Annotated in this window: 23 protein-coding genes, 3 tRNA genes and 1 pseudogene; 9 read left to right on the forward strand and 18 right to left on the reverse strand. The window is 71.3% G+C overall.

The genetic code is table 11. From position 1 onward, the window contains the following. Nucleotides 1-6: 6 nt before the first annotated feature. From rplA to IE290_RS15705, 5 genes are all read right to left on the reverse strand, one after another. Nucleotides 7-726 carry a 50S ribosomal protein L1 gene (gene rplA, locus IE290_RS15685; protein ID WP_191245315.1) on the reverse strand — a complete coding sequence of 240 codons (720 nt, stop codon included), beginning with the start codon at nt 724-726 and terminating at the stop codon, nt 7-9. A gap of 77 nt (nt 727-803) precedes the next feature. Continuing rightward, nucleotides 804-1,235 carry a 50S ribosomal protein L11 gene (rplK, locus tag IE290_RS15690; protein ID WP_094003877.1) on the reverse strand — a complete coding sequence of 144 codons (432 nt, stop codon included), beginning with the start codon at nt 1,233-1,235 and terminating at the stop codon, nt 804-806. Between the two features lie 77 nt (nt 1,236-1,312). After that, complete coding sequence (gene nusG, locus IE290_RS15695; protein ID WP_191245316.1) at nt 1,313-2,155, reverse strand: transcription termination/antitermination protein NusG; 843 nt, start codon at nt 2,153-2,155, stop codon at nt 1,313-1,315. Between the two features lie 55 nt (nt 2,156-2,210). Further along, nucleotides 2,211-2,660 (reverse strand): preprotein translocase subunit SecE, encoded by a 450-nt coding sequence (gene secE / locus IE290_RS15700; protein WP_191245317.1) that lies wholly within the window; start codon nt 2,658-2,660, stop codon nt 2,211-2,213. 27 nt (nt 2,661-2,687) lie between these two features. Then, nucleotides 2,688-2,760 (reverse strand) — tRNA-Trp (locus tag IE290_RS15705). 178 nt (nt 2,761-2,938) lie between these two features. Between IE290_RS15705 and IE290_RS15710 the strand changes: the two genes are divergently transcribed. Next, nucleotides 2,939-4,165 carry a pyridoxal phosphate-dependent aminotransferase gene (locus IE290_RS15710; protein ID WP_191245318.1) on the forward strand — a complete coding sequence of 409 codons (1,227 nt, stop codon included), beginning with the start codon at nt 2,939-2,941 and terminating at the stop codon, nt 4,163-4,165. 76 nt (nt 4,166-4,241) lie between these two features. Next, nucleotides 4,242-5,147 carry an SGNH/GDSL hydrolase family protein gene (locus tag IE290_RS15715; RefSeq protein WP_191245319.1) on the forward strand — a complete coding sequence of 302 codons (906 nt, stop codon included), beginning with the start codon at nt 4,242-4,244 and terminating at the stop codon, nt 5,145-5,147. A 340-nt stretch (nt 5,148-5,487) separates the two neighbouring features. Here the strand turns inward: IE290_RS15715 and IE290_RS15720 are convergent, their stop codons facing one another. The 8 genes from IE290_RS15720 to IE290_RS15755 all read right to left on the reverse strand — a co-directional run bounded on the left by IE290_RS15720 (nt 5,488) and on the right by IE290_RS15755 (nt 10,226). Continuing rightward, nucleotides 5,488-5,787 (reverse strand): type II toxin-antitoxin system PemK/MazF family toxin, encoded by a 300-nt coding sequence (locus IE290_RS15720; protein WP_191245320.1) that lies wholly within the window; start codon nt 5,785-5,787, stop codon nt 5,488-5,490. Next, the gene (locus tag IE290_RS15725; RefSeq protein WP_094003871.1) at nt 5,787-6,014 is read right to left on the reverse strand and encodes a ribbon-helix-helix domain-containing protein; all 228 of its coding nucleotides are present in this window, start codon (nt 6,012-6,014) and stop codon (nt 5,787-5,789) included. The genes IE290_RS15720 and IE290_RS15725 overlap by 1 nt, the downstream gene beginning before the upstream one ends. Before the next feature lie 32 nt (nt 6,015-6,046). Further along, a complete protein-coding gene (locus IE290_RS15730; RefSeq protein WP_191245321.1) occupies nt 6,047-6,442 on the reverse strand; it encodes a MaoC family dehydratase in 396 nt (131 codons plus the stop codon). Next, the gene (locus IE290_RS15735; protein ID WP_191245322.1) at nt 6,442-6,891 is read right to left on the reverse strand and encodes a MaoC family dehydratase N-terminal domain-containing protein; all 450 of its coding nucleotides are present in this window, start codon (nt 6,889-6,891) and stop codon (nt 6,442-6,444) included. The genes IE290_RS15730 and IE290_RS15735 overlap by 1 nt, the downstream gene beginning before the upstream one ends. 94 nt (nt 6,892-6,985) lie before the next feature. Further along, nucleotides 6,986-7,150, reverse strand: a complete 165-nt coding sequence (gene rpmG, locus IE290_RS15740) for a 50S ribosomal protein L33 (protein ID WP_005453176.1) — start codon at nt 7,148-7,150, stop codon at nt 6,986-6,988. A gap of 176 nt (nt 7,151-7,326) precedes the next feature. Next, nucleotides 7,327-7,399: transfer RNA gene (locus IE290_RS15745), tRNA-Met, on the reverse strand. Nucleotides 7,400-7,452: 53 nt separating this feature from the next. Continuing rightward, nucleotides 7,453-7,525, reverse strand: a tRNA-Thr gene (locus IE290_RS15750). A 76-nt stretch (nt 7,526-7,601) separates the two neighbouring features. Further along, nucleotides 7,602-10,226 carry a putative bifunctional diguanylate cyclase/phosphodiesterase gene (locus tag IE290_RS15755; protein WP_191245323.1) on the reverse strand — a complete coding sequence of 875 codons (2,625 nt, stop codon included), beginning with the start codon at nt 10,224-10,226 and terminating at the stop codon, nt 7,602-7,604. Between the two features lie 534 nt (nt 10,227-10,760). Between IE290_RS15755 and lon the strand changes: the two genes are divergently transcribed. Then, nucleotides 10,761-13,163 carry an endopeptidase La gene (lon, locus tag IE290_RS15760; protein ID WP_191245324.1) on the forward strand — a complete coding sequence of 801 codons (2,403 nt, stop codon included), beginning with the start codon at nt 10,761-10,763 and terminating at the stop codon, nt 13,161-13,163. 52 nt (nt 13,164-13,215) lie between these two features. Here the strand turns inward: lon and IE290_RS15765 are convergent, their stop codons facing one another. Then, a complete protein-coding gene (locus tag IE290_RS15765) occupies nt 13,216-13,854 on the reverse strand; it encodes a DedA family protein (RefSeq protein WP_191245325.1) in 639 nt (212 codons plus the stop codon). Between the two features lie 107 nt (nt 13,855-13,961). Here IE290_RS15765 and IE290_RS15770 point away from each other — a divergent pair, with 107 nt between their 5' ends. The 3 genes from IE290_RS15770 to IE290_RS15780 all read left to right on the forward strand — a co-directional run bounded on the left by IE290_RS15770 (nt 13,962) and on the right by IE290_RS15780 (nt 16,744). Next, entirely contained in the window at nt 13,962-15,092 is a 1,131-nt protein-coding gene (locus IE290_RS15770) for a sensor histidine kinase (protein WP_191245326.1), read from the forward strand. Beyond that, complete coding sequence (locus IE290_RS15775; RefSeq protein ID WP_191245327.1) at nt 15,083-15,727, forward strand: response regulator; 645 nt, start codon at nt 15,083-15,085, stop codon at nt 15,725-15,727. The genes IE290_RS15770 and IE290_RS15775 overlap by 10 nt, the downstream gene beginning before the upstream one ends. Nucleotides 15,728-15,796: 69 nt before the next feature. Further along, entirely contained in the window at nt 15,797-16,744 is a 948-nt protein-coding gene (locus tag IE290_RS15780) for a sporulation protein (protein ID WP_191245328.1), read from the forward strand. A gap of 3 nt (nt 16,745-16,747) precedes the next feature. Here IE290_RS15780 and IE290_RS15785 read toward each other — a convergent pair whose 3' ends face one another. Both IE290_RS15785 and IE290_RS15790 read right to left on the reverse strand, forming a co-directional pair. Continuing rightward, on the reverse strand, nt 16,748-18,208 hold the full coding sequence (locus IE290_RS15785; protein ID WP_191245329.1) for a multicopper oxidase family protein: 1,461 nt from the start codon (nt 18,206-18,208) through the stop codon (nt 16,748-16,750). Further along, nucleotides 18,205-18,414: a DUF5957 family protein gene (locus tag IE290_RS15790; RefSeq protein WP_191245330.1), complete on the reverse strand. Its 210-nt coding sequence runs from the start codon at nt 18,412-18,414 to the stop codon at nt 18,205-18,207. Before IE290_RS15790 ends, IE290_RS15785 begins: the two co-directional genes overlap by 4 nt. Before the next feature lie 108 nt (nt 18,415-18,522). Between IE290_RS15790 and IE290_RS15795 the strand changes: the two genes are divergently transcribed. Both IE290_RS15795 and IE290_RS15800 read left to right on the forward strand, forming a co-directional pair. Then, nucleotides 18,523-19,635 carry a sensor histidine kinase gene (locus tag IE290_RS15795; protein WP_229874520.1) on the forward strand — a complete coding sequence of 371 codons (1,113 nt, stop codon included), beginning with the start codon at nt 18,523-18,525 and terminating at the stop codon, nt 19,633-19,635. Continuing rightward, nucleotides 19,632-20,291: a response regulator gene (locus tag IE290_RS15800; RefSeq protein ID WP_191245331.1), complete on the forward strand. Its 660-nt coding sequence runs from the start codon at nt 19,632-19,634 to the stop codon at nt 20,289-20,291. Before IE290_RS15795 ends, IE290_RS15800 begins: the two co-directional genes overlap by 4 nt. Before the next feature lie 15 nt (nt 20,292-20,306). On the opposite strand, the pseudogene IE290_RS15805 reads toward IE290_RS15800, so the two are convergent. Both IE290_RS15805 and IE290_RS15810 read right to left on the reverse strand, forming a co-directional pair. Continuing rightward, nucleotides 20,307-21,012 (reverse strand): annotated as a pseudogene (locus IE290_RS15805) (IS5 family transposase). A gap of 70 nt (nt 21,013-21,082) precedes the next feature. Next, nucleotides 21,083-21,685 (reverse strand): TetR/AcrR family transcriptional regulator, encoded by a 603-nt coding sequence (locus IE290_RS15810; protein WP_191245332.1) that lies wholly within the window; start codon nt 21,683-21,685, stop codon nt 21,083-21,085. Between the two features lie 53 nt (nt 21,686-21,738). Here IE290_RS15810 and IE290_RS15815 point away from each other — a divergent pair, with 53 nt between their 5' ends. After that, nucleotides 21,739-23,070: an MFS transporter gene (locus IE290_RS15815; protein WP_191245333.1), complete on the forward strand. Its 1,332-nt coding sequence runs from the start codon at nt 21,739-21,741 to the stop codon at nt 23,068-23,070. Nucleotides 23,071-23,144 lie beyond the last annotated feature (74 nt).

Consider the following 23,144-nt stretch of genomic DNA (forward strand, 5'->3'; position numbering starts at 1 on the left):
CAACCGTCAGGCGGTCGCTTCCTCCGCGAGGAGGTTGCGCGTCCGGGACGGGTCGACCGGGATGCCGCGTCCCATGGTGGTCGAGACGACCACCTTCTTGATGTAGCGGCCCTTCGCGGCGGACGGCTTCGCCCGGAGGATCTCGTCCAGGGCGGCCGCGTAGTTCTCCACCAGCTTCTCGGCGTCGAACGACGACTTGCCGATCACCAGGTGCAGGTTGGCCTGCTTGTCGACCCGGAAGTCGATCTTGCCGCCCTTGATCTCGGTGACCGCCTTCGCCACGTCGGGCGTCACGGTGCCGCTCTTCGGGTTCGGCATCAGGCCACGCGGGCCCAGGATGCGGGCGATGCGCCCGACCTTCGCCATCTGGTCCGGCGTCGCGACAGCGGCGTCGAAGTCGAGCCAGCCACCCTGGATTCGCTCGATCAGGTCGTCGCTGCCGACGGCGTCCGCACCGGCGGCCTCGGCCTGCGCGGCCTTGTCGCCGACGGCGAACGCGATGACGCGGACGGTCTTACCGGTACCGTGCGGCAGGTTCACGGTGCCGCGGACCATCTGGTCGGCCTTGCGGGGGTCGACGCCGAGGCGCATCGCGACCTCGACCGTCTCGTCCATCTTGGACTTGGAGAGCTCCTTCGCCAGCTTGACGGCCTCGAGCGGGGCGTAGAGCCGCTCGCGGTCGATCTGCTCAGCGGTCTGGCGGTAAGCCTTGCTGCGCTTTGCCATGTCTGTCCTTAGCTAGAAAGTGGATCAGTTGTGGTACGAGCCAGCGCCTGGCTCTCCCACGTCCGGGAAACCCGGAATTACTCGACCGTGATGCCCATCGAACGAGCGGTGCCGGCGATGATCTTCGCCGCCTGCTCGACGTCGTTGGCGTTCAGGTCCGACTTCTTGGTCTCGGCGATCTCGCGCACCTGGTCCCAGGTCACCTTGGCGACCTTGGTCTTGTGCGGCTCGGCCGAGCCCTTGTCGATGCCCGCGGCCTTCAGCAGCAGCTTCGCGGCCGGCGGCGTCTTCAGCTTGAAGTCGAACGACCGGTCTTCGTACACGGAGATCTCGACCGGCACCACGTTGCCGCGCTGCGACTCGGTCGCGGCGTTGTAGGCCTTGCAGAACTCCATGATGTTGACGCCGTGCTGACCCAGCGCGGGGCCGACCGGCGGAGCCGGGTTCGCGGCACCCGCCTGAATCTGCAGCTTGATGATCGCTGCAAGCTTCTTCTTCTTGGGTGGCATTCCTAGTTCCTATTCAGTACCGAGTACCCCACGCGCCTGCCTGCGCGCGAGGGCCAACGATCCAGTGTACTGGGTCGTCAGATCTTGGAGACCTGGGTGAACGACAGCTCGACCGGCGTCTCGCGGCCGAAGATCGACACCAGGACCTTCAACTTCTGCGCGTCCGCGTTGACCTCGCTGATCGTCGCGGGCAGCGTCGCGAACGGGCCGTCCATGACGGTGACCGACTCGCCCACCTCGAAGTCGACCTCGACCGCGGGCGCGCCCAGGGCGGCCTCCGCCGTCGCGGCCTCGCCCTTGGCCTTCGCCGGGGCGGCCTTCTCGACCTGCGGGGCCAGGAACTTCACCACGTCGTCGACGGTCAGCGGCGACGGCTTGGACGTCGCGCCCACGAACCCGGTGACACCGGGGGTGTTGCGCACCGCGCTCCACGACGCGTCGTTGAGCTCCATCCGGACCAGGATGTAGCCGGGCAGCACCTTCTCCTGAACGACCTTGCGCTGGCCGTTCTTGATCTGGGTGACCTCCTTGGTGGGCACCTCGATCTGGAAGATGTAGTCCTCGACGTCCAGCGTCTGGGTACGGGTCTCCAGGTTGTTCTTGACCTTGTTCTCGTACCCCGCGTAGGAGTGCACGACGTACCAGTCGCCCGGCAGCGAGCGCAGCTCCCTGCGCAGCTTCTCCACCGGGTCCTCGTCGTCGTCCTCGGCCGGAGCGGCCTCGGCGGCGGGCTCGTCCTCGACGGTCTCGTCCTCGGCAGCGGCCTCGGCGGGCTCGGCGTCGAGTCCGGCGACCGCGCCGTCGGCGTCCTGGTCGGACCGCGCGACGTCAGACTGGGCGGCCTCGTCCTCAGCCACGGTGGCCGCCTCGACCGGCTCGTCGTACTCGTCGCCGGCTGCGACGCCGTTCTCGGAGGTCACGTTCCGTCCTCTCACTTGATCGCTTGTCGTGTCCGTGCCGGCCCCGCAGACGCGCTCAGCCGAACAGCCAGAACACGCCCTTGCGGAACGCGAAGTCCAGCAACGAGACCAGCGCGACCATGAAGGCCACGAAGACCAGCACAACCGTGGTGTAGGTGACCATCTGCTTGCGCGTCGGCCAGATGACCTTGCGCAGCTCGGCCCACACCTCGCGGATGAACCGCACCAGCCTCGCGAACAGCGACGGCTTCTTGTCCTTGCGGGTCCGCTTCGGGGTCGCGCGACCCTTCCTGACCTCGCCGGCCTTGGCCTTGCCGTCGGCGGAGGGGGCGCTGACCGAAGCCTTGCCCGACGGACGGGCCTTGTCGCCGTCCTTGGCCGCCTTGCCGGCAGGGCGCGCGGAGGCGCGACGTTCGCGCCGCGCCGCGGCCGTGACCGGACGGGCAGCCCGCTTGGGCTCCTGCTCCTGGCCCTTGCCGCCGGCGTCGTTGTCGCTCACGACCACTCCTCCGCTAAGGCACCTACATCGACGCAGGGGTGACAGGACTTGAACCTGCAACCTGCGGTTTTGGAGACCGCTGCTCTGCCAATTGAGCTACACCCCTTCGAGCAACCGAGCCGCTCGCTGGACGCCCTTGACCCTCCCCGCATGCCCTGCGGGGTCAAGCGCCGGACGTTCCAAGTTCGGAAGTCTACGGCAAGCCCTTCCCGGGCCCGCAACCGAGGGGCCGCGAACGGCTCCCGCGTGCTTCTCGACACACCGGACGTGCGACGATGGGGGCCATGAGCGCACCCGCAACCGTCACCACTGGCTCCCGCATCTCGGCCCGCATCGCCGGCATCACGCCGTCGGCCACCCTCGCCGTGGACGCGAAGGCGAAGGAGCTGAAGGCGCAGGGCCGCCCGGTGATCGGCTTCGGTGCGGGGCAGCCGGACTTCCCCACCCCCGACTACGTCGTCGAGGCGGCCGCGAAGGCCGTCCACGACCGGACCAACCACGGTTACACCGCGGCCGGCGGCCTGCCCGAGCTGAAGGAGGCCATCGCGGCGAAGACGCTGCGCGACTCCGGCTTCACCATCGAGCCCAGCCAGGTACTGGTCACCAACGGCGGCAAGCAGGCCGTCTACTCCGCGTTCGCCACGCTGTGCGACCCGGGCGACGAGGTCCTGCTGCTGGCGCCGTACTGGACCACCTACCCCGAGTCGATCAAGCTGGCCGGCGGCGTGCCGGTGCAGGTCACCGCGGACGAGTCGACCGGGTACCGGGTCACCGTCGAGCAGCTGGAGGCCGCGCGCACCGACCGCACCAAGGTGCTGCTGTTCAACTCGCCGTCCAACCCGACCGGCGCGGTGTACACGCGTGAGCAGATCGAGGCCATCGGCAAGTGGGCCTACGAGCACGGCATCTGGGTGATCACCGACGAGATCTACGAGCACCTGACCTACGACGGCGCCGAGAACCACTCGATGCCGGTCGTGGTGCCCGAGCTGGCCGACCAGACGCTGATCCTCAACGGCGTCGCGAAGACCTACTCGATGACCGGCTGGCGGGTCGGCTGGATCGCCGGGCCCAAGGACGTGATCAAGGCCGCGACGGGCTACCAGTCGCACCTGTGCGGCAACGTGTCGAACGTCGCGCAGCGGGCCGCGCTGGCCGCCGTCGCGGGGCCGCTGGACGTGGTCGCCGAGATGCGCGCCGCGTTCGACGCGCGCCGGAAGAAGATCGTCTCGCTGCTGTCGGAGATCCCGGGCGTGACCTGCCCGACCCCGGAGGGCGCGTTCTACGCGTACCCGTCGTTCAAGGAGCTCCTGGGCAAGGAGATCCGCGGCGAGAAGCCGGCCGACACGCTGGAGCTGGCCGACCTGATGCTGCGCGAGGCCGACGTCGCCGCGGTGCCGGGCGAGGCGTTCGGGACGCCGGGCTACTTCCGGTTCTCCTACGCGCTGGCCGAGTCGGACCTGGTGGAGGGCGTCCAGCGGATCGCCGCCCTGCTGTCCGAGGCGAAGTAACTCGATCAGGTCAACCGGAGCGCCACTTCCGCATGCCGGAAGTGGCGCTCCGGCGTTTTCGGGGTAGCCGGAGCGGGTGGGGAAGAAGGTACTGATCGGGGTGGTGGTGGCCGCGCTCGTCGGCGCGGTGACGGCCGGCGTCCTGTACTGGCGCGCCGACCGGGGCGAGTCGGCCGAGCCGCCGAAACCGCCGGGCTCGGTGATCGGCCCGGGCACCGGGAGGTACGTCGCGCTGGGCGACTCCTACACGTCGGCGCCGCGCACCGGGGCGCCCGCGGGCACGCCGCCGGGATGCGCGCGCTCGGACAACAACTACCCGCACCTGGTCGCCGCCGAGCTGCGGCCGGTGTCGTTCGCCGACGTGAGCTGCGGCGGGGCGACCACCCAGCACCTGACCGAGCCGCAGACCACACCGGACGGGGTGAACCCGCCGCAGCTGGACGCGGTCACCCCGGACACGACGCTGGTCACGCTCGGCATCGGGGGCAACGACGTCGGGCTGGTGAGCCTCGCGCGGGACTGCCTGACGACCAACCGCGCGGTGTCGCTGTGCAAGCCGCGGCTGACCGCGGGCGGACGGGACGAGCTGGCGGAGCGGATCGCCGCGACCGCGCCGAAGATCCGTGCCGCGCTGACCGATATCCACGAGCGGGCGCCGCGGGCGCAGGTGATCGTCGTGGGGTACCCGACGGCGCTGCCGGATGGCAACGGGTGCTGGCCGTTCCTGCCCATCGGGCCGGAGGACGTGGCCTACCTGCGGACGTCGCTGGCGCGGCTGAACACGATGCTGGCGACCGAGGCGAAGGCGAACCAGGCCGGGTACGCGGACACGGCCACACCGTCCAAGGGGAAGGACATGTGCGCCAAGGCGCGGGTGAAGTGGGTCGAGGACGTGGTGCCGTCCTCACCGGCGATGGAGCTGCATCCCAATGCGGTTGGGGAGCGCGGGATGGCGGACGTGGTGCTGGATCTGGTGGATTGATCTGCGCTTGCCTGCCGGGCGGGGGCCGCCCGTTGGGCGGGCTCGTCGCCGTGTCGGGCGCCGGTTCAAAGATCAAGGGATGTCCTCGCCGGACGGGCAGGCTCCGGGATGACGGGGACCGTTGTCGTCTCGCCTTGGGTGGGTGGTCGCTGTGTGGTCATCCCGTCGCCTTCCGGTTTGTGCATATCACCTTGAGCCAGGGCCGCAAGGTTGGCATGGTCGGCCGCCGGAGAGAGCCTGGGTTGCGGCCCTGGCTCAAGGTGATCGTTGCGGTGTCAGGCGACGGGATGACCACCCAGCTACCTTGGGGTCAAAGACCAAGGGCGCCGCGCTGTGCGCGTCAGTCGAGGTCGAAGGCCAGTCGGATGGCTTCGGTGAGTTCGCGTTCCTGGTCGGGCATCAGGTAGCCGATCTGCTTGCCCAGCGCGGACTTCCGGATGGTCTGGATGTTGTCGCAGCTCACGACGCTGTCGTGGTCCAGGCCGTTGCGGCTGCCCACCCTCACCTCGGTGGACAGGCCGCGGATCGTGCTCGTGATCGGGGCGATCGTCACCCGGGTCAGGTGCGGGCGGATCAGCTCCCGCGTCAGCACCAGCACCGGCCGCACCTTGTCGAGCCGGGCCGTGTGGATCGGGCGCATCAGTCCAGGTCGTCCAAGGGGGCGGCGTGCTCCTCGATCCCGGCGAGATCGTCCGGCACGCCGCCCGTCAGCAGGGCGATGTCGCGCTCCGCGATCAGCCGCCGGCGTTCCCGCTCCAGGGCGCGGAACACCAGCTCGGCGCGGCTCGCGGCGCCACCCTCCTCCACCACGTGGTCGATGAAGGACACCAGGTCGTCGGGCAGACGAACGGCGATCTGCTTCGTCATACCAACACGGTACCAGTTTGGGATGCAACCCGTCAGCGGACGACGGCCTGAGCCTTCCCCAGCACGGTCTTGCCGTCGAACTTCGCGGTGATGTCCACCCGCGCCGAGCCGTCCTCGCGGACCTCGGCCACCTTGCCGGTGAACTCGACGTCCGCGCCCTCCGGCGAGACCACGACCGGCCGGGTGAAGCGGACGCTGTACTCGACCAGCTTCCCGGGGTCGCCGAGCCAGTCCGTCACGAGACGGCCGCCCAGGGCCATGGTCAGCATCCCGTGCGCGATCACGTCCGGGAGCCCGACCTCCTTGGCGAACCGCTCGTTCCAGTGGATCGGGTTGAAGTCCAGCGACGCACCCGCGTACCGGACCAACTGGTCGCGCGTGACGTGCACCCGCAGCGGCGGCAGCTCGGTGCCCTTCTCGTACGCCATCAGGCCCCCTCTCCCCGCACGACGAGCTGCGCCCGCGTCGTGCACACCAGCTGCCCGTCGGCGTCGACGACCTCGCCGCGCACGGTCAGGAAGTCGTTGCCGGCGCGGGCCATGATGTCCTCGACCGTCGTGGTGATGCGGAGCAGGTCACCCGCGTGCACCGGGCGCGTGTAGGTGAACGCCTGGTCGCCGTGCACCATCCGGCTGTAGTCCAGCCCGAGCTCGGGGTCGTCGGCGATCGCGTTGATCGCGTCGAGGTTGATCACCGTGAGGAAGGTGGGCGGCGCGATGACGTCCGGGTAGCCGGCCGCGCGGGCCGCCTCCGGGTCGGTGTAGAGCGGGCTGGCGTCGCCGATCGCGGCGGCGAACTCGCGGATCTTCTCGCGGCCGACTTCGTACGTGGAGTCCGGCGGATACGTCCGCCCGACGAACGAGGGGTCCAAAGGCACCCGAGCAGCCTACCCACCGGCCGTGCGCGCCCGGAAAGCACGAAGGCCGCCCCGGCGAACCGGGGCGGCCTTCGGCGGAACCTGGGTGCTGGCGTCAGCGGGTTTCCTTGTGAACCCGGTGCGTACCGCAGTTCGGGCAGAACTTCTTCATCTCCAGGCGATCCGGGTCGTTGCGCCGGTTCTTCTTGGTGATGTAGTTGCGGTGCTTGCAGACCTCGCACGCCAGCGTGATCTTCGGTCGCACGTCGGTGGCAGCCACAGCAAAGCCTTTCTCTACACAACGAAAACCCCCACAAGCGACCTGACCTCCCAAGTCGCCCCGGGTGGGGGTCCAGGGGGCTAGCCCCCTGGCGGGGGTCCGGGGGTCCGACCCCCGGTGCAATGGCGAAGCGGATCAGGCTCACGCAGTCCGTGAGCATAGCCCGCCCATCCGCGTAGCGGTGGCCGGACTTGAACCGGCGACACAGCGATTATGAGCCGCTTGCTCTACCGACTGAGCTACACCGCCTTGACCGGCCGTCAGGCTCCCCCGCCGAAGCGGAAGCGGCCTGCTGACCACCGAGCCCCAATACGGAATCGAACCGTAGACCTTCTCCTTACCATGGAGACGCTCTGCCGACTGAGCTATTGGGGCGAGTTCCAACGTCTGAACGTTGAAGCCTCGAAGAGATTACATCCCCCGCCGGACGGCCCGTGCAGGGGGGTCCCTTTTACGTCAGGAGCGTCAGCACCGTCTCCATCTTGCGCCCAGTGGACCGGGCCGTGCGCGCCTGCAACCAGGCCTCCAGGCGGTCCTCCGCCAGCGGGCGGGAGATCAGGTACCCCTGGGCGACGTCGCAGCCCATCGCCTCCAGCTGGTCCCGCGCGACGTCCTCCTCGACGCCCTCGGCGACGACCGCCAGGCCCAGCGAGTGGCCCAGCTCGACGATCGACCGGACCACCGCCAGGTCGCCCAGGTCGGTGCCCATGCCGAGGACGAAGCTCTTGTCGATCTTGACCTCGTCCACCGGCAGCTGCCGCAGGTAGGCCAGCGACGAGTAGCCGGTGCCGAAGTCGTCGACCGCCAGCACGATGCCGAGACCGTGCAGCTCGCGCAGGATCGGCAGCGCCTTCTGCGGATCGGCCATCACCCCGGACTCGGTCAGCTCGAAGGTGAGCAGCTCGGGCGGCACGCCGAACTTCCGCAGCGCCTCGACGACCTTGGCCGGGAAGTCCTCGTCGGCCAGGTTCCGCACGGACAGGTTGACCGCGACCGAGATCCGCAGCCCCTCGTCCATCCACTTGCGCACCCGGATCAGCGACTGCTCCAGCACGAACCCGGTCAGCACGCCGACCAGGCCGGCGGCCTCGACCGCGGGCACGAACTCGTCCGGGTCGAGCCGGCCGAACTCGGGGTGCTGCCAGCGCACCAGCGCCTCCACGCCGAGGACCTGCTTGCTCGGCAGGGACACCTTCGGCTGGTAGTGGACGCTGACCTGGCCCTCCTCGATGGCCTGCCGGAACTGGGTGACCATCTGGAACCGGCGCAGGAAGATCTGCCCCATGCTGGGCACGTACCCGCGGACCTCCTCGCCGCCGCGGGTGGCCCGCACGGCGACGTCGGCCCGCTGGAGCAGGCCATCCACGTCACCGGGGTCGAGGGTGTCGTCGTCGGCCGCCGACGCGTAGCCGACCATCGCGTTGGCCTCGACCGTGAGCCGGTCGACCGGGTAGGGCACGGACAGCTGGGAGCGCAGCCGCTCGGCCGCGTCGTGCACGTCCTGCCCGCGCACCCCGGTGAGCAGGGCGGCGAAGGACGCGCCTTCCAGGCGGGCCAGCGGCACGTCCGGGCCGAGGGCGTCGCGCAGCCGGCGTCCGGCGGCGATCACCATCCGGTCGGCCCACGCGTAGCCCAGCGCGTCGCTGACCGCGGAGAACACGTCCAGGTCGATGCGCAGCACCGCGGAGTCGGCGGAGGCGCTGCGCTCGGCCAGCGGCTCGCGCGCGACCTGCCGGAAGCCGGGCCGGTTGAGCAGGCCGGTCAGCGGGTCGTGGTAGGCGTCGTGGCGCAGGGTGGCAAGCAGGCGGCGGTTGTCCAGCGCGGTGGCCAGGTGGCTGGCCATGGTGCCGAGCAGCTGGACGTCGTACTTGCCGAAGCCCCGCCACCGGGACAGCCGGTCGTGCGCCTCGACCACCCCGAGCAGCTGGTTCGCGCTGCGCAGCGGCACCACCAGCGCCTCCTGCGCGCCGCGGCTGAGCAGCCCGGCGGCGATGTCGCTGTTGGCCTCGGTGATGCGGAAGTGCCGCACGTGCGAGCCGGGCAGGCGCAGCATCGGGTCGTCGGCGGGCAGGTCGGCCGAGGGCATCGGCTCCCCCGCGACCACGGCGCGCATGTCCGCGGTCGGTTCCAGGCGCAGCCGCAGCACCACGCGGCCGGCGGAGAGCTGGTCCTTGATGCGCTCGGCGATGGTCTCCCACTCGCTGACGTTCACGCCGGCCGCGAGGTCGTCGGCGCCGCTGGCCGGGCGCGCGGCGGCCTGCTGACCGGAGCGCGCGACCATCAGGCTGACGTCGGAGAGCGCCTCCATGTCCCGCTGCTCGCGCAGCAGGTCGGAGTAGGCCCAGTAGAGCGCGGACAGGCCGGCGAAGACGGCGAGCACCAGCGGCCACGCGTCGGCGGTGCCGGCGATCACCAGGTACCCGCTCAGGCCGACCGAGGCGTTGACGAACCCGACCACCAGGATGCGGCCGGTGAGCCGGAGCGCGGTGCCGATCCGCATGCGGCGGCGCAGCACCCGGACGGCGGCCAGCGCCAGCAGCGTGCTGGTCAGCGGCGCGGTCAGGGTGCCGGCGAGCGCGGCGGGCCAGGTCATCTCGGTGGTGCCCATGATCCGCTCGACCAGGCCGGCCACCGCGAACGCGCTGGTGATCTCCAGCAGGAACGCGCCGGCGTTGTAGAGCACGCGCCCGGAGACGCGGCGGACCACGAGCGTGCTGATCCCGGCCACCAGGTGCGCGGCGAGTACGACCTCGAACGGCGCCACGAAGAAGCCGATGACCAGCGGGATCTCGGTGAACGAAATGGTCCAGGAGATGCCGGACCGGACGTCGACGTTGATGCCGAGCTGCTCGGCGAGCAGGAACGACAGCGCCAGCACCGGGCCGATCCACCACAGCTTCGCCGAGCCGTGGAACGGCAGCCACAGCGACACGGCGGCGGCGGTGAGCGCGCCGACGGAGAAGACGGTCAGCGTGTAGACCCGGAAGCGGCGCTCGTCCGCCCGCGCCTCGGCACCACCAGCATTGGCGGCTGCCGCCGGGATGGGGCCGTCCGGCCTGCCATCGGAGTCCGGCATGCAACCTCCTTCCACCCATTCGCCCCAGTGCGCCCGCCGGTACTCACCGCACACGAGACGGTGATCTCGGTGCGAATGAGGGGATCACTGTACCCCGGAGGGCGTACTTCAGCCTCTTTCCGGCCGCCATGAGATCACCTCATAGTTAACAACGTGCCAACTACGGTGACCAGCGGAGACTTACGGGTGAGATGGATCTTTCGGGCGATCGCTCCCGGTAATCGACGTTAAGCGCCTCCCCCGGCTACAACGCGTTCACCGCGAGCCGCCGTGCTGCACTCCTCCGCATTGATCGCGATTCAATCGCGATCGTGATTGACCGGCGCCGATGACGGAGCGTGGCAAGCGGGGTTACACCCGGGAAAACGATCGCCGCAATGCGACGAGCATCTCACTCCCGCTCGACGGGACCCCTGCCGGAGCCGCCCCGGTTTATTCCCGGAAGCCGTCCGCTGCAAGCGAACTACCTGCGGAAACAAACCGGCCCGCCGGAAAGTTGAGCTAGGCAGACTCAACCAGGTAGGGAGCAAACAGATGACCGACACCAGGCTCCTCCCCGTACTGCCCCTCGACGACGACGTGGTGCTGCCCGGCATGATCGTCCCGCTCGAACTCGACGACGCCGAGACGCGGGCCGCGGTCGATTCCGCGCAGGCGAAGGCACCGAGTGCGCCGTCGTTCCCGGGCATCCGGTCGCTCCCGGCCACGCAGGCCGAGGTCCTGATCGTCCCGCGGGTGCACGGGGAGTACGCCGAGCTGGGCGCCGTCGCGACCATCGAGCGCGTCGGACGCATCCCCGGCGGCAAGGCCGCCGTCCTGTTGCGCGCCACCCGGCGCGCCCGGGTCGGCGAGAACGGCGACGGCCCCGGCGCGGCGCGCTGGGTGTACGCCGAGCCGGTCGCCGAGATCTCCGGCGAGCGGGCCCGCACGCTGGCCGCCGAGTACAAGACCGTCGTGATCTCGATCCTCCAGCAGCGCGGCGGCTGGCAGATGATCGACGCGGTGCAGCAGGTCGAGGACCCGTCCGCGATCGCCGACCTGGCGGGCAACTCGCCGTTCCTGAGCACGGCCCAGAAGCTGGAGCTGCTGACCACGCTCGACGTCGCGACCCGGCTGGAGAAGGCGCTGGAGTGGAGCCGGGAGTACCTGGCCGAGCTCGAGGTGACCGACACCATCCGCAAGGACGTCGCCGAGGGCATGGAGAAGCAGCAGAAGGAGTTCCTGCTGCGCCGCCAGCTGGAGGCGATCCGCAAGGAGCTGGGCGAACTGGACGGCACGGCCGACCAGGACGACTACCGGGCCCGCGTGGAGCAGGCCGACCTGCCCGAGCACGTCCGCACGGCCGCGCTGGCCGAGGTGGACAAGCTGGAGCGCACCTCCGACGCCTCGCCGGAGGGCGGCTGGATCCGCACCTGGCTGGACACCGTCCTGGAGCTGCCGTGGAACGACCGGACCACCGACGTCCACGACATCGCGGCGGCGCGGGCGGTGCTCGACGCCGACCACGCGGGCCTGGACGACGTGAAGGAACGCATCATCGAGTACCTGGCCGTGCGCGCCCGCCGCGCCGAAACCGGCCAGGGACAGGTCGGCGGGCGTCACTCCGGAGCGGTGCTGGCGCTGGTCGGTCCTCCCGGTGTGGGCAAGACCTCGCTCGGCGAGTCGGTCGCGAAGGCGATGGGCCGCAAGTTCGTCCGCGTCGCGCTCGGCGGTGTCCGGGACGAGGCGGAGATCCGCGGCCACCGGCGCACCTACGTCGGGGCGCTGCCCGGCCGGATCGTCCGCGCCATCAAGGAGGCCGGGTCGATGAACCCGGTGGTCCTGCTCGACGAGGTGGACAAGGTGGGCGCCGACTACCGCGGCGACCCGACCGCGGCGCTGCTGGAGGTGCTCGACCCGGAGCAGAACCACACGTTCCGCGACCACTACCTCGAGGTCGAGCTGGACCTGTCGGACGTGGTGTTCCTCGCCACGGCCAACGCGCTGGAAACCATTCCCGGGCCGCTGCTGGACCGGATGGAACTGGTGACGCTGGACGGCTACACCGAGCACGAGAAGGTCGTCATCGGCCGCGACCACCTGCTCCCCCGCGAGCTGGAGCGGGCCGGGCTGGGCCGCGACGACGTGCGGTTCACCGACGCCGCGCTGAGCCGGATCGCCGCCGAATACACCCGCGAGGCGGGCGTGCGCAACGCGAACCGGACCATCGCGAAGGTGCTGCGCAAGATCGCGACCCGGGTCGCGCTGGACGAGGCGACGCTGCCGGTGACCGTCGACGCGGCGGACCTGGAGGGCTACCTCGGCCGGCCGCGGCACCTGCCGGAGTCGGCGCTGCCCGCGTCGACCCAGCGGACCGCGACGCCGGGTGTGGCGACCGGGCTGGCCGTCACGGGCGCCGGCGGGGACGTCCTTTACATCGAGGCGTCGCTGGCCGATCCCGAATCGGGCAGCTCCGGGCTCACGGTCACCGGGCAGCTGGGTGACGTGATGAAGGAGTCGGTGCAGATCGCGCTGTCCTACCTGCGCTCGCACGGCGCCGAGCTGGAACTGCCGGTCGGCGACCTGAAGGACCGGGGCGTGCACGTCCACGTCCCGGCGGGTGCGGTGCCCAAGGACGGGCCGAGCGCCGGGATCACGATGACCACGGCGCTGGCGTCGCTGCTGTCCGGCCGCGTGGTGCGGGCCGACGTGGCGATGACCGGTGAGGTCTCGCTCACCGGCCGGGTCCTGCCGATCGGCGGGGTCAAGCAGAAGCTGCTCGCCGCGCACCGGGCCGGGATGAAGACGGTGATCATCCCGCAGCGCAACGAGCCGGACCTGGACGACGTCCCCGCGGACGTGCTGGCCCAGCTCGACGTGCACCCGGTGTCGAACGTGCGGGAAGTCCTCGACCTGGCGCTGGCGCCGGCCACCACCCCCGTGGTCCAGGCCGCCTGACGCCCGCCGGAGAGGCCGCCCTCCCACCCCCGCGGGAGGGCGGCCTCTTGTCTCACGCCCGGACGCGGTCGCGCAGCCGTGTGACGACGAACACCGCCAGCGCGATCGCGACGGCGCCGATCACCACGTACTGGAAGATCCCCGCGTAGTCGTTCACCACGTGCCAGTTCGCGCCGAGCAGGTAGCCGGCGACGACGAACAGCGTGTTCCAGATCAGGCTGCCCAGCGTGGTGAGCACCAGGAACCGGCCGAACGGCATCCGTTCGATCCCCGCGGGCAGTGAGATCAGGCTGCGGAAGATCGGCACCATCCGGCCGAAGAACACCGCCTTGGTGCCGTGCTTGGCGAACCAGGCCTCGGTGCGGTCGAAGTCGGACGCCTTGACCAGCGGGATCCGCAGCAGCAACGCGCGGGTGCGGTCGCGGCCGAGCAGCGCGCCCAGCCAGTAGACGATGACCGCGCCGGCGACCGAGCCGAAGGTGGTCCAGGCCAGCGCGGCGAGCAGGCTGAAGGTGCCCTGGCTGGCGGAGAACCCGGCGAGCGGCAGGACCAGCTCGCTCGGGATGGGCGGGAACAGGTTGTCCAGGCCGACGATGACGGCGGCGCCGAGGCCGCCGAGGGAGTCCATGAGGCTGACGGCCCAACCGGCGAGTCCCCCGAGCGGTTCGGCCTGTGCGAGGTGAAGATCCATGCTTCGAAACTAGGAATCCGGGGCGGCCCCGACCATGGGGTGCGGCACCCGATCATCCTGCGGAAAACCTCAGTACCGGACGGGTGGAACCCGGCTAACCTCGGGATATGCCCACAGTGGACCTGCGCCGCCCGATGCGGGTGACCGCGGGGCTGGCGCTCGGTGGGCTGAGCGCGTTCGCCGAGGCGGTCTTCGTGATCGTGGCGACGCTCGCCCTCGCCGTGCCGGCCGCGCGGCCCGCCGTGTTCGGGGCCACGCGCTGGTTCGCCGAGCGCGACCGGTCGCGGCTGCGGCGGTTCCTGGACTACCCCACCCCGGACGACTACCGCGACCCGCGCGCCTTGCGGTACCTGGCGGTGCGCAGTGTCGTCGGCGGGCTCGGCGCGGGCATCTTCGTGCTGATCGCGCTGGGCGTGGCGACGGCGGTGATCACCGTGTGGCAGATGGTGGGCGGGCGGCCGCTCGGCGAAGACCAGGACTGGTACGACGTTCCCGCGCTGCTGCTGATGGGCGCCTTGCTGATCTTCCTGGCGGTGCAGGGGCTCATCGGGGTCGCCGCGCTGGAACGCCGGCTCGCGCACCACTTCTTCGGCCCCACGAAACAGGAACGGCTGCAGCGCCGCGTCGACGCGCTGACCCACAGCCGGGCCGAGGTGGTCGAGGCGGTGAACGACGAGCGGCGGCGGATCGAGCGCGATCTGCACGACGGGGTGCAGCAGCGGATCGTGTCGCTGGGCATGCTGCTCGGCCGCGCCCGCCGCGCGAAGGAGCCGGAGCGGGCGGAGGCGCTGCTGCGGCAGGCGCACGAGGAGACCCAGCTGGCGCTGCAGGAACTGCGGGACGTGGCGTGGCGGGTGTACCCGATCGCGCTGGACGAAGGCGGGCTCGGGACGGCGTTGGAGGCGCTGGCGGAGCGGTCGAGCCTGCCGGTCGGGCTGTCCGGTGAGCTGGACCAGCGAGTGGATCCGGCGACCGAGACCGTCGCCTACTTCGTCGCGTCGGAGGCGGTCACGAACGCGATCAAGCACGCGGCGGCGAGCCGGATCGACATCGTGGTGGGGCGGACCGGCAGGATGCTGACCGTGACCATCACCGACGACGGCGTGGGCGGCGCCCGCGCCGAGGGCGGCGGCCTGTCCGGCCTGGCCCGGCGGGTCGGCGCGGCGGACGGCGTGTTCACTGTGGACAGTCCGGCCGGCGGGCCGACGGTCGTGCGGGCGGAGCTGCCGTGCGCGTGATCCTGGCCGAGGACTCGACGTTGCTGCGCGAAGGCCTGATCCGGCTGCTCGCCGAGGAGGGCCACGAGGTGCTGGCCGCGGTCGGGGACGCGTCGGCACTGCTGGCCGAGGTCGCGCGGGTGCGGCCGGACGTGGTGGTGACCGACATCCGGATGCCGCCCGACCACACCGACGAGGGGCTGCGGGCGGCGCTGGAGATCCGGCGGCGGTGGCCGGAGGTCGGGGTGCTGGTGCTGTCGCAGTACGTCGAGAAGCGGTACGCGACGGAGCTGATCACCGACGACGGCGGGCGGGTCGGGTACCTGCTCAAGGACCGGGTCATGCAGGTCGGCGAGTTCCTCGACGCGCTGGAGCGGGTCGGTTCCGGCGGGGCGGCGTTCGACCCGGAGGTCGTCCGGCGGCTGCTGGCGCGCACCACGCACGCCGACCCGCTGGCGACGCTGACCGCCCGGGAGCGCGAGGTGCTGGCGAAGATGGCCGAAGGGCACACGAACGCCGGCATCGCGGCCGAGCTGTACGTGTCGCAGTCCGCGGTGGAAAAGCACGTGAACGCGATCTTCGACAAGCTGGGGTTGAGCCGGACGACCGGGTACAGCCGGCGGGTGCTGGCTGTTTTGCGGTACCTGGGCTCCTGACCCACCGCGGTGCTGCCGGTAGTCTCGATCTTGAGCCTGTTTTGTCCGGATCCCAGGAGGAAACCGTCCATGTTCAAGCGGATGCTCAGCGCCTTCGGCGTCGGTGGGCCGTCGGTCGACACCGTGCTCGACTCGCCCCACTCGGGGCCCGGTCAGGTGGTCACCGGGCAGGTCCGGATCCAGGGCGGGAGCGCCGACGCGGCCATCGACCAGGTCGTCCTCTCCCTGGTCACGCGGGTCGAGATCGAGCACGGCGGGCACGAGTCCGCGGCCACCGGGGAGTTCCACCGCCAGCTCGTGCAGCAGGGCGTGCGGGTGCCGTCCGGCCAGCTGGTCACCGTGCCGTTCGAGCTGCGGCTGCCGTGGGAGACGCCCATCACCGCGGTCGGGGACACCCTGCTGCACGGCATGGCGGTCGGCGTGCGGACCGAGCTGGTGATCTCGGGTGCCCCGGACAAGGGTGACCTCGACCCGGTCCACGTGCACCCGCTGCCGTCGCAGGACCGGGTGCTGGACGCCTTCGGGCAGCTCGGCTTCCGGTTCCGCAACGCCGACGTGGAGGCCGGCCGCCTCTACGGCGTGCGCCAGGAACTGGGCTTCTACCAGGAGATCGAGTTCTTCCCGCCGGCCGAGTTCGCCGGGCGGATCAACGAGGTCGAGCTGACCTTCGTCGCCGGGCCGCACGATCTGGCCGTCGTCCTCGAGGCCGACCGGCGGGGCCGCTTCATGCAGGCCGGCGGCGACTCGTTCGGCCGCTTCCAGATGTCGCACCAGGACGCGGAGACCGCCGACTGGGCCGCGCTCATCGGCCAGTGGCTGACCGAGGCCGCCCAGCGCGGCGGGCACTCCGCGTTCGGCAACCCGGCCTTCGGCGGCCACCACCACCCCGGTCATCACGGGCACGGCCGCGGCATGGGCGTGGGCGGCATGGTCGCCGGCGCGGCGGCGGGTGTCGTGGGCGGCATGATCATGGGCGAGATGATCGAGGAAGCCTTCGAGTTCGACGGCGAGGAGTAACTCTCACCGCACCACGAAATTGGCCATCATCATCATGTCCTCGTGTTCGAGGTTGTGGCAGTGCAGGACGTACTTGCCGCGGTAGCCCTCGAACCGGACGAGCACCTCGGCCTGGTCACCGTTGCCCAGGTCGACCGTGTCCTTCCAGCCGTGCGCCGTGCCCGGGATCTGGAACGCCGCGAGGTGGATGTGGATCGGGTGCGGCACGTTCTGCGCCCGCAACCGCCACAGCTCGACCGTGCCCAGTGCCGGCTCGGCCACGACGCCGTCGGCGCTGAACGGCATCCCGTTGACCGTCCACAGTGTCATCCCGTGGTGCTCGGCCCCGCCGCGGCGGAACGTGAACTCGCGCTCGGCCACCGCGTCCGAACGGGACAGGGGCCGGACATCGGCCAGCCGCGCCGGGATGGCGCTGTCGTCGGCCACCCGCCGCGTGACCACGAACCGCATCACGCGCGCCGTGCCGTCCTCGCCGAGCCGGTTCACCAGCGTGACCTCCTGGCCGGGCCGGTACGCCAAGAAGTCGATCACCACGTCGTACCGTTCGGCCTGCGCGATCGGCAGCTGGTCGTGCCGGACCGGCGCGGCCAGCAGCCCCTGGTCACCGCCGATCTGCACGAACCCCGCGCCCGGCGGGTCGAGCGCGAGCCGGTACCGGCGGGCGTTGGAGGCGTTGAGGATCCGGAACCGGTAGCGCGCGGCGTCCACCTCCATCACCGGCCACGGCGCGCCGTTGACCAGGACGCAGTCGCCGAGCACGCCGCTGACGAAATCGCTGGTCACGCCCGGTTCGCCGAGCAGTGACGGGTCGACCGAGGGGTAGGCGAAGGAGCCGTCCTCGGCGAACGACCGGTCCGTGATCATCAGCGGCACCTCCCGCTCGCCACGAGGCAGGGGCAGCGCGTCCTCCTCGTCGTCGCGGATCAGGTGGAATCCGGCGAGACCGCGGTAGACCTGCGGGCCGGTGAAGTCGGCCCGGTGGTCGTGGTACCAGAGCGTGGCCGCCGGCTGGTCCAGCGGGTAGACGTACTCGCGCGCCGCGCCGGGTGCGACCAGGTCCAGCGGGTAGCCGTCGTGCTCGGGCGGGGTCCGGCCGCCGTGCAGGTGCACCACCACGGGCACGCCCAGCTCGTTGCGGTGCCGGACGACGGTGGCCTGCCCTCGTCGCGTCTCGATCGTGGGGCCGGGGAAGATGCCGTCGTAGCCCCAGATCCGCGTGCGCAGGCCGGGCAGGATCTCCACGTCCGCGGCCCGCTGGGTGATCTCGTAGCGGCCGGGGCGGACCGGCCGCGCCACAGGCGGCACCGGCAGCGGCACGGTGAACGGCTCCGGCAGCTTCGCCGTGCTGCGCAACAGGGTGCCCGCGCTGGACTCGGTCTCGGTGTTCGCGCCGCCGCTCGCGCAGCCCGCCACCAGCAGGCCGGCCGCGGTGACGCGGAACAGGCCGCGCCGGGACAGGTTCATCGGTTCCGCCTCCGCCGGTCGATCAGCACGGCGACGACGGCGCCCGCGACGGCGAGCAGTTGGGGCCCGAAGCCGATCACGAACGTCCAGGGCGCGTCGACCTGGCCGTCCCGCGCGGCGAGCCGTCCGACGAGTTCGCTGAAGACCAGAAATCCCACCGCGAGGCCGACGAACAGGCCGAGGATGGCGACACCCAGGGTTCTCATGCCCGTCGAACGTAGGCACCTCCGCGCCGCCCGTCGTCCGTCCGCGAGCGACGGAACAGTCAACATCGGACGACTGTGCGAAGCGCGCGGCCTGGCTATTCTCGGGGCGTGAGCGAGCGAAAGCGGGTGCTCGCCGACGCCGCTCTCGGGGTCGCGACCTCCACCGTGGTGGCCGTCGCCCTCGCGATGGACCTCGGCGGCGCGCGGGCGCCCGACCCGGTGGCGTACCTGTTCGCGCTGTGCCTCGGCGCGCTGATGCTCGTGCGCCGCCGCTTCCCGGTGCTGGCGCTGGCCGCGACCGCGGCCGGGCTGCTCGCCTACTACGCCGCCGGGTACCCGCCGGTCGGGCTGGCGCTGCCGGTCGCGGCGGCCCTGTTCTCCGCGGCCGAAGCCGGGAAGGCACGCGTCGCTACGACGACCGCGGCGGCGTTGGTGCTGGTCAGCACGTTCTTCCGGCTGCGGCAGGGCGAGAACCCGGACTACCTGCTCGGGTTCGAGCTGGCTTCCACGGCCGGGCTGATGCTGAGCGCGATCGCGCTGGGGGCGTTGCGTGCCGAACAGCGCCGCACCGCGCGGCAGGCCGCCGCGGAACGGGAGTGGGAGGCCCGGCGCCGGGTCGAGGAGGAACGCCTGCGGATCGCGCGGGACCTGCACGACGCCGTCGGGCACACGCTGGCCGTGGTGTCGGTGCAGGCCAGCGTCGCCGCCGAGGCGCTGGACGACGATCCGGACACCGCCCGCTCGGCGCTGGCGACCCTGCGGCTGGCCGCCGACGAAGCCGCCCACGACCTGCGCACCACGCTCGGCCTGCTGACCGACGACACCGGCCGCGCCCCGGTCGGCAGCCTGCGGCACCTGGACACTCTGGTCACCGCGACCGTCCGAAGTGGTCTGGAAGTGACCGTGTCCACCGAGGGCGAACCGGTCGCGCTGCCGGCCGCGGTGGACACGACGGCGTACCGGATCGTGCAGGAAGCGCTGACCAACAGCCTCCGCCACGCCCGGGCGACGCACGCGGAGGTGCGGTTGCGCTACGAACCGGACCGGCTGCGGATCGAGGTCCGCGACGACGGCGCCGGAGCCGACCTGCCGGTCCGCGGCGGCCGTGGGCTCGACGGGATGCGGGACCGGGCCGAGCTGCTGGGCGGGTCGGTCACGCTGGATTCCCGCCCGGGCGCGGGTTTCCGCGTCGAGGCGAGCCTGCCGGTGGAGCCGCGATGATCCGGGTCGCGCTCGCCGACGACCAGCACCTGATGCGGGCCGGCCTGTCCGCGCTGCTCGCCCGCGCCGACGACATCACCGTCGTGGGCGAGGCCGCCGACGGCGCGGAGGCGGTGACGCTCGCGCTGACCGCGCGGCCGGACGTCGTGTTGATGGACATCCGCATGCCCGGGGTGGACGGCATCGAGGCCACCCGGCGCATCGTCGCCGACCCTCGGCTGCGCAACGTGCGGGTCGTCGTGCTGACCACGTTCGACACCGACGAGCACATCCTCGACGCGATCCGCGCCGGAGCGTCGGGCTTCCTGCTGAAGAACACCGAACCCGACGATCTGCGGGCGGCCGTGCGCACGGTGGCCGGTGGGGAGGCGTTGCTGTCGCCGTCGGTGACCCGGCGCGTGATGGCGGCGGTGGCGCGCGGGCACCGGACCGACCCGGCCCGGCTGGCGCACCTGACCGGACGGGAACGGGAGCTGCTCGCCGAGGTCGCCGCCGGCCGGTCCAACGACGAGATCGCCGGGCGGCTGTTCCTGAGCCCGGCCACCACGCGCACCTACGTCAGCCGCCTGCTGTCCAAACTGGACGCCCGCGACCGCGCGCAGCTGGTGCACATCGCCTACGAAACCGGCCTGGTCCACCCCGGCGACGCGGGTTAGGGAGTGTCCTGCAAGTCATCTGAGCCAGAGGACGATAGCGGCGATGGTGAGTTCGGCCTGGTAGTGGCGGCGCGTTTGGCGTAGCGGGTGGCCAGGCCGCGGAACTGTTTCAGCCTGTTGAAGCAGCGTTCGATCACGTTTCGCTGCTGGTAGGCCTCGGCATCGAAGGCGCGAGGACGCCCGCCGCGGGAGCCCTTGGCGGCGCGGCGGGCGATCTGATCCTCCCGCTCTGACTGGTCAAACCGGACCCGCGGTTCCGCATCGCCTGCCGAGTTGAGGGATGCGAATAGGCCTTGTGCGCCCATCGACCACAAGATGGATCTTCGTGCTCAGTCCGCCCCGGGCCGGCCGAGTCCTTCCTCGTCGACCGCGAGCGCCTCGACGCGGGCGTGCAGCCCTCTTTTTCGAGCCCCAGCAGCATGCTGATGCGCCCGGACCACGCTCGAATAGACCGAGATGACCCACTCGACCTCACCGACCGAGTCGTCCTTGACGATCACCTCGTCCAGAATCTTTCTGCCAGGTGCCATCCGCGGTCCACCACCGCAACCGTTCATGCGCGGTCTTCCACGGCCCATACCGCTCGGGCAAGTCACGCCACGGCACACCCGGTCCGCAGCTTCCACAGAATCGCGTCGATCAGCTGCCGGTGATCCCGCCACCGCCGCCCCCGACCCGACACCGGCAGCAACGGCTCAATCCGCGCCCACGCCCGATCCATCACCTCACCCCGACCCACCACAACCCGAGATCAAACCAGGCCTGCAGATAGATCAGTTACAGGACACTCCCTAGTGGCCGCAGCCGCGCCATCGCGGCGTGGCGACCCCGCTGAGCACCACGTCCACCACCTGCTCCGCCAGGTCCTCGGTGACCGGGAGGTGTCCGAAGAGGACGCGGTAGTAGGTCGTCGAGGCCAGCATGTCGAGCACCAGGTCGAAATCGAGGTCCGGGTCGAGGTCGCCGCGTTCGACGCCCCGGCGCAGGGCCGCCGCGGTGGACGTCCGTCGCGTGTGGAAGTAGTCGCGCAGGAACACCTCCGCCAGCTCCGGATCGTCGGCGAGGTCGGCGACCAGCGCGGGCAGCACCCGTCGCCCGATCCGGGTCGTGAAGGCCGCGCTGAGCGTCCCGATCCCCGCGACGAGATCGCAGCGCGTGCACCCGGTGTCCGGGGTGGGCATCGCGCCCACGGTGGTCACCAGGGCGTCCACGACCAGGTGCGGCCGGCCGCGCCACCGGCGGCGCAACGCGGGCTTGCTCGTGCCTGCCCTGCTCGCCACGGCTTCCAGCGTGAGGCCCGCGTAGCCCACCTCGTTCAGCAGCTCCACCGTCGCTTCGCGGACAGCCCCGTCGATGCGCTCGTCGCGTGGCCGTCCGGCCCGGGTGCTCGTCACACCTCGCAGCTTATCACTTTCATTTCGTTCCGGTACGGAACATAATTGCCGTCATGACTCTCCCATCGACTTCCGAGGGCGTGCTCTCGCCCCGCTACCGGGCTCGCACCGTCGGCATCGTGCTCACCGTCGGACTGGTCGCGCTCGAATCGCTCGGCGTGGCCACCATCCTCCCGGACATCTCCCGCCTGCTCGGCGGCCTCGGCTCCTACGGCTGGGCGCTGGCCGCGCTGATGCTGGCGAACATCGTCGGCACCGTCCTCGCCGGTCACGCCGCGGACCGCGGCGGGCCAGCCCGTCCGTTGGCCGCCGGGCTGGTGGCGTTCGCGGTCGGCAGCGCGGTCGCCGGCGTCGCGCCGTCCTGGCCGCTGTTCCTGGTCGGCCGGTTCACGCAGGGTCTCGGCGTGGGCGCGGTGATGGCGATGGCCTACACGCTGATCGGGCTGGTCTACCCGGAACGCCTGCGCGCCCGCATGTTCGCCCTGCTGTCGTCGGCCTGGACGGTTCCATCCCTGGTCGGCCCGGTCGTCGCGGCGGCGGTGGCGAGCACGATCGGCTGGCGGTGGGTGTTCCTGGCCATGATCCCGCTCGCCGGAATCGCGGCCTGGTGCACGCTCCCCGGCCTGAAGACGCCGTTCACACCGGCGGCGGACGGCTCCCGCTGGCGCCCACTGGTCGCCAGCGTCGCGCTCGCCGCCGGCACCGCGCTCGTCCTGGCCGCGCTGGAACTCCGCACGGCCGCGGTCCTGATCCCGCTCGCCGCGGCCGGGTTGGTCGTCGCCGTCCTGGCGCTGCGGCACGTCACGCCGGCCGGGACCCTCACCGTCCGGCGCGGCGTGCCCGCCGGGGTGGTCGTGCGGTTCCTGCTGTGCGCGGTGTACTTCGGCACCGAGGCGTTCCTGCCGTTGGGGTTGACCGAACTGCGGCACGTGAGCGCGTTCGAGGCCGGACTGGGCCTGTCGGCCGGGGCGCTGAGCTGGGTGGCCGGCTCCGCGGTGCAGGCGAAGTGGGACCGCGACCGGCGGGCGGCGGTGGCTCTGGGCTTCGCGGTCCTGGTGGCCGGGGTGGCGGTGCTGGCCTACGGCGTGCTCGCCGGCCCCGGGCTGCTCGCGGTGCTCGGCTGGGTGATCGGCGGGTTCGGCATGGGTGTCGCGTTCAACGCCGCCACCACCGAAACCCTCGGCCGCGCGGCGGACGATCAGCAGGGCTCGGTCAGCGCGGCGCTCCAACTGGCGCAAACCCTGGCGACCGCGGTCGCGAGTGGACTGGGCGGCGCGCTCATCGCCTCCCAGGGCGCGGCCACACCGGCGTTCCTGGTGATCTTCGCCGGCACCGCGGCGCTCGGCCTCGCGGGCGTGCTCGCGTCCCGGCGGATCACCTTGTGACGGAGATCTCGCCCGCCCGGAGCTTGCCGAGGCGATCACCGCTGTATTAGCACTCTTAGGAGGAGAGTGCTAAT

It is taken from the genome of Amycolatopsis deserti, assembly GCF_014653945.1.
Lineage (GTDB): Bacteria > Actinomycetota > Actinomycetes > Mycobacteriales > Pseudonocardiaceae > Amycolatopsis_E > Amycolatopsis_E deserti.

Coding starts and splice junctions, on each gene's coding strand:
- rplA (WP_191245315.1), bottom strand. CDS start 726: ATGGCAAAGCGCAGCAAGGCTTACCGCCAGACCGCTGAGCAGATCGAC.
- rplK (WP_094003877.1), bottom strand. CDS start 1,235: ATGCCACCCAAGAAGAAGAAGCTTGCAGCGATCATCAAGCTGCAGATT.
- IE290_RS15710 (WP_191245318.1), top strand. CDS start 2,939: ATGAGCGCACCCGCAACCGTCACCACTGGCTCCCGCATCTCGGCCCGC.
- IE290_RS15720 (WP_191245320.1), bottom strand. CDS start 5,787: ATGCGCCCGATCCACACGGCCCGGCTCGACAAGGTGCGGCCGGTGCTG.
- IE290_RS15725 (WP_094003871.1), bottom strand. CDS start 6,014: ATGACGAAGCAGATCGCCGTTCGTCTGCCCGACGACCTGGTGTCCTTC.
- IE290_RS15730 (WP_191245321.1), bottom strand. CDS start 6,442: ATGGCGTACGAGAAGGGCACCGAGCTGCCGCCGCTGCGGGTGCACGTC.
- IE290_RS15755 (WP_191245323.1), bottom strand. CDS start 10,226: ATGCCGGACTCCGATGGCAGGCCGGACGGCCCCATCCCGGCGGCAGCC.
- lon (WP_191245324.1), top strand. CDS start 10,761: ATGACCGACACCAGGCTCCTCCCCGTACTGCCCCTCGACGACGACGTG.
- IE290_RS15765 (WP_191245325.1), bottom strand. CDS start 13,854: ATGGATCTTCACCTCGCACAGGCCGAACCGCTCGGGGGACTCGCCGGT.
- IE290_RS15770 (WP_191245326.1), top strand. CDS start 13,962: ATGCCCACAGTGGACCTGCGCCGCCCGATGCGGGTGACCGCGGGGCTG.
- IE290_RS15780 (WP_191245328.1), top strand. CDS start 15,797: ATGTTCAAGCGGATGCTCAGCGCCTTCGGCGTCGGTGGGCCGTCGGTC.
- IE290_RS15785 (WP_191245329.1), bottom strand. CDS start 18,208: ATGAACCTGTCCCGGCGCGGCCTGTTCCGCGTCACCGCGGCCGGCCTG.
- IE290_RS15790 (WP_191245330.1), bottom strand. CDS start 18,414: ATGAGAACCCTGGGTGTCGCCATCCTCGGCCTGTTCGTCGGCCTCGCG.
- IE290_RS15800 (WP_191245331.1), top strand. CDS start 19,632: ATGATCCGGGTCGCGCTCGCCGACGACCAGCACCTGATGCGGGCCGGC.
- IE290_RS15815 (WP_191245333.1), top strand. CDS start 21,739: ATGACTCTCCCATCGACTTCCGAGGGCGTGCTCTCGCCCCGCTACCGG.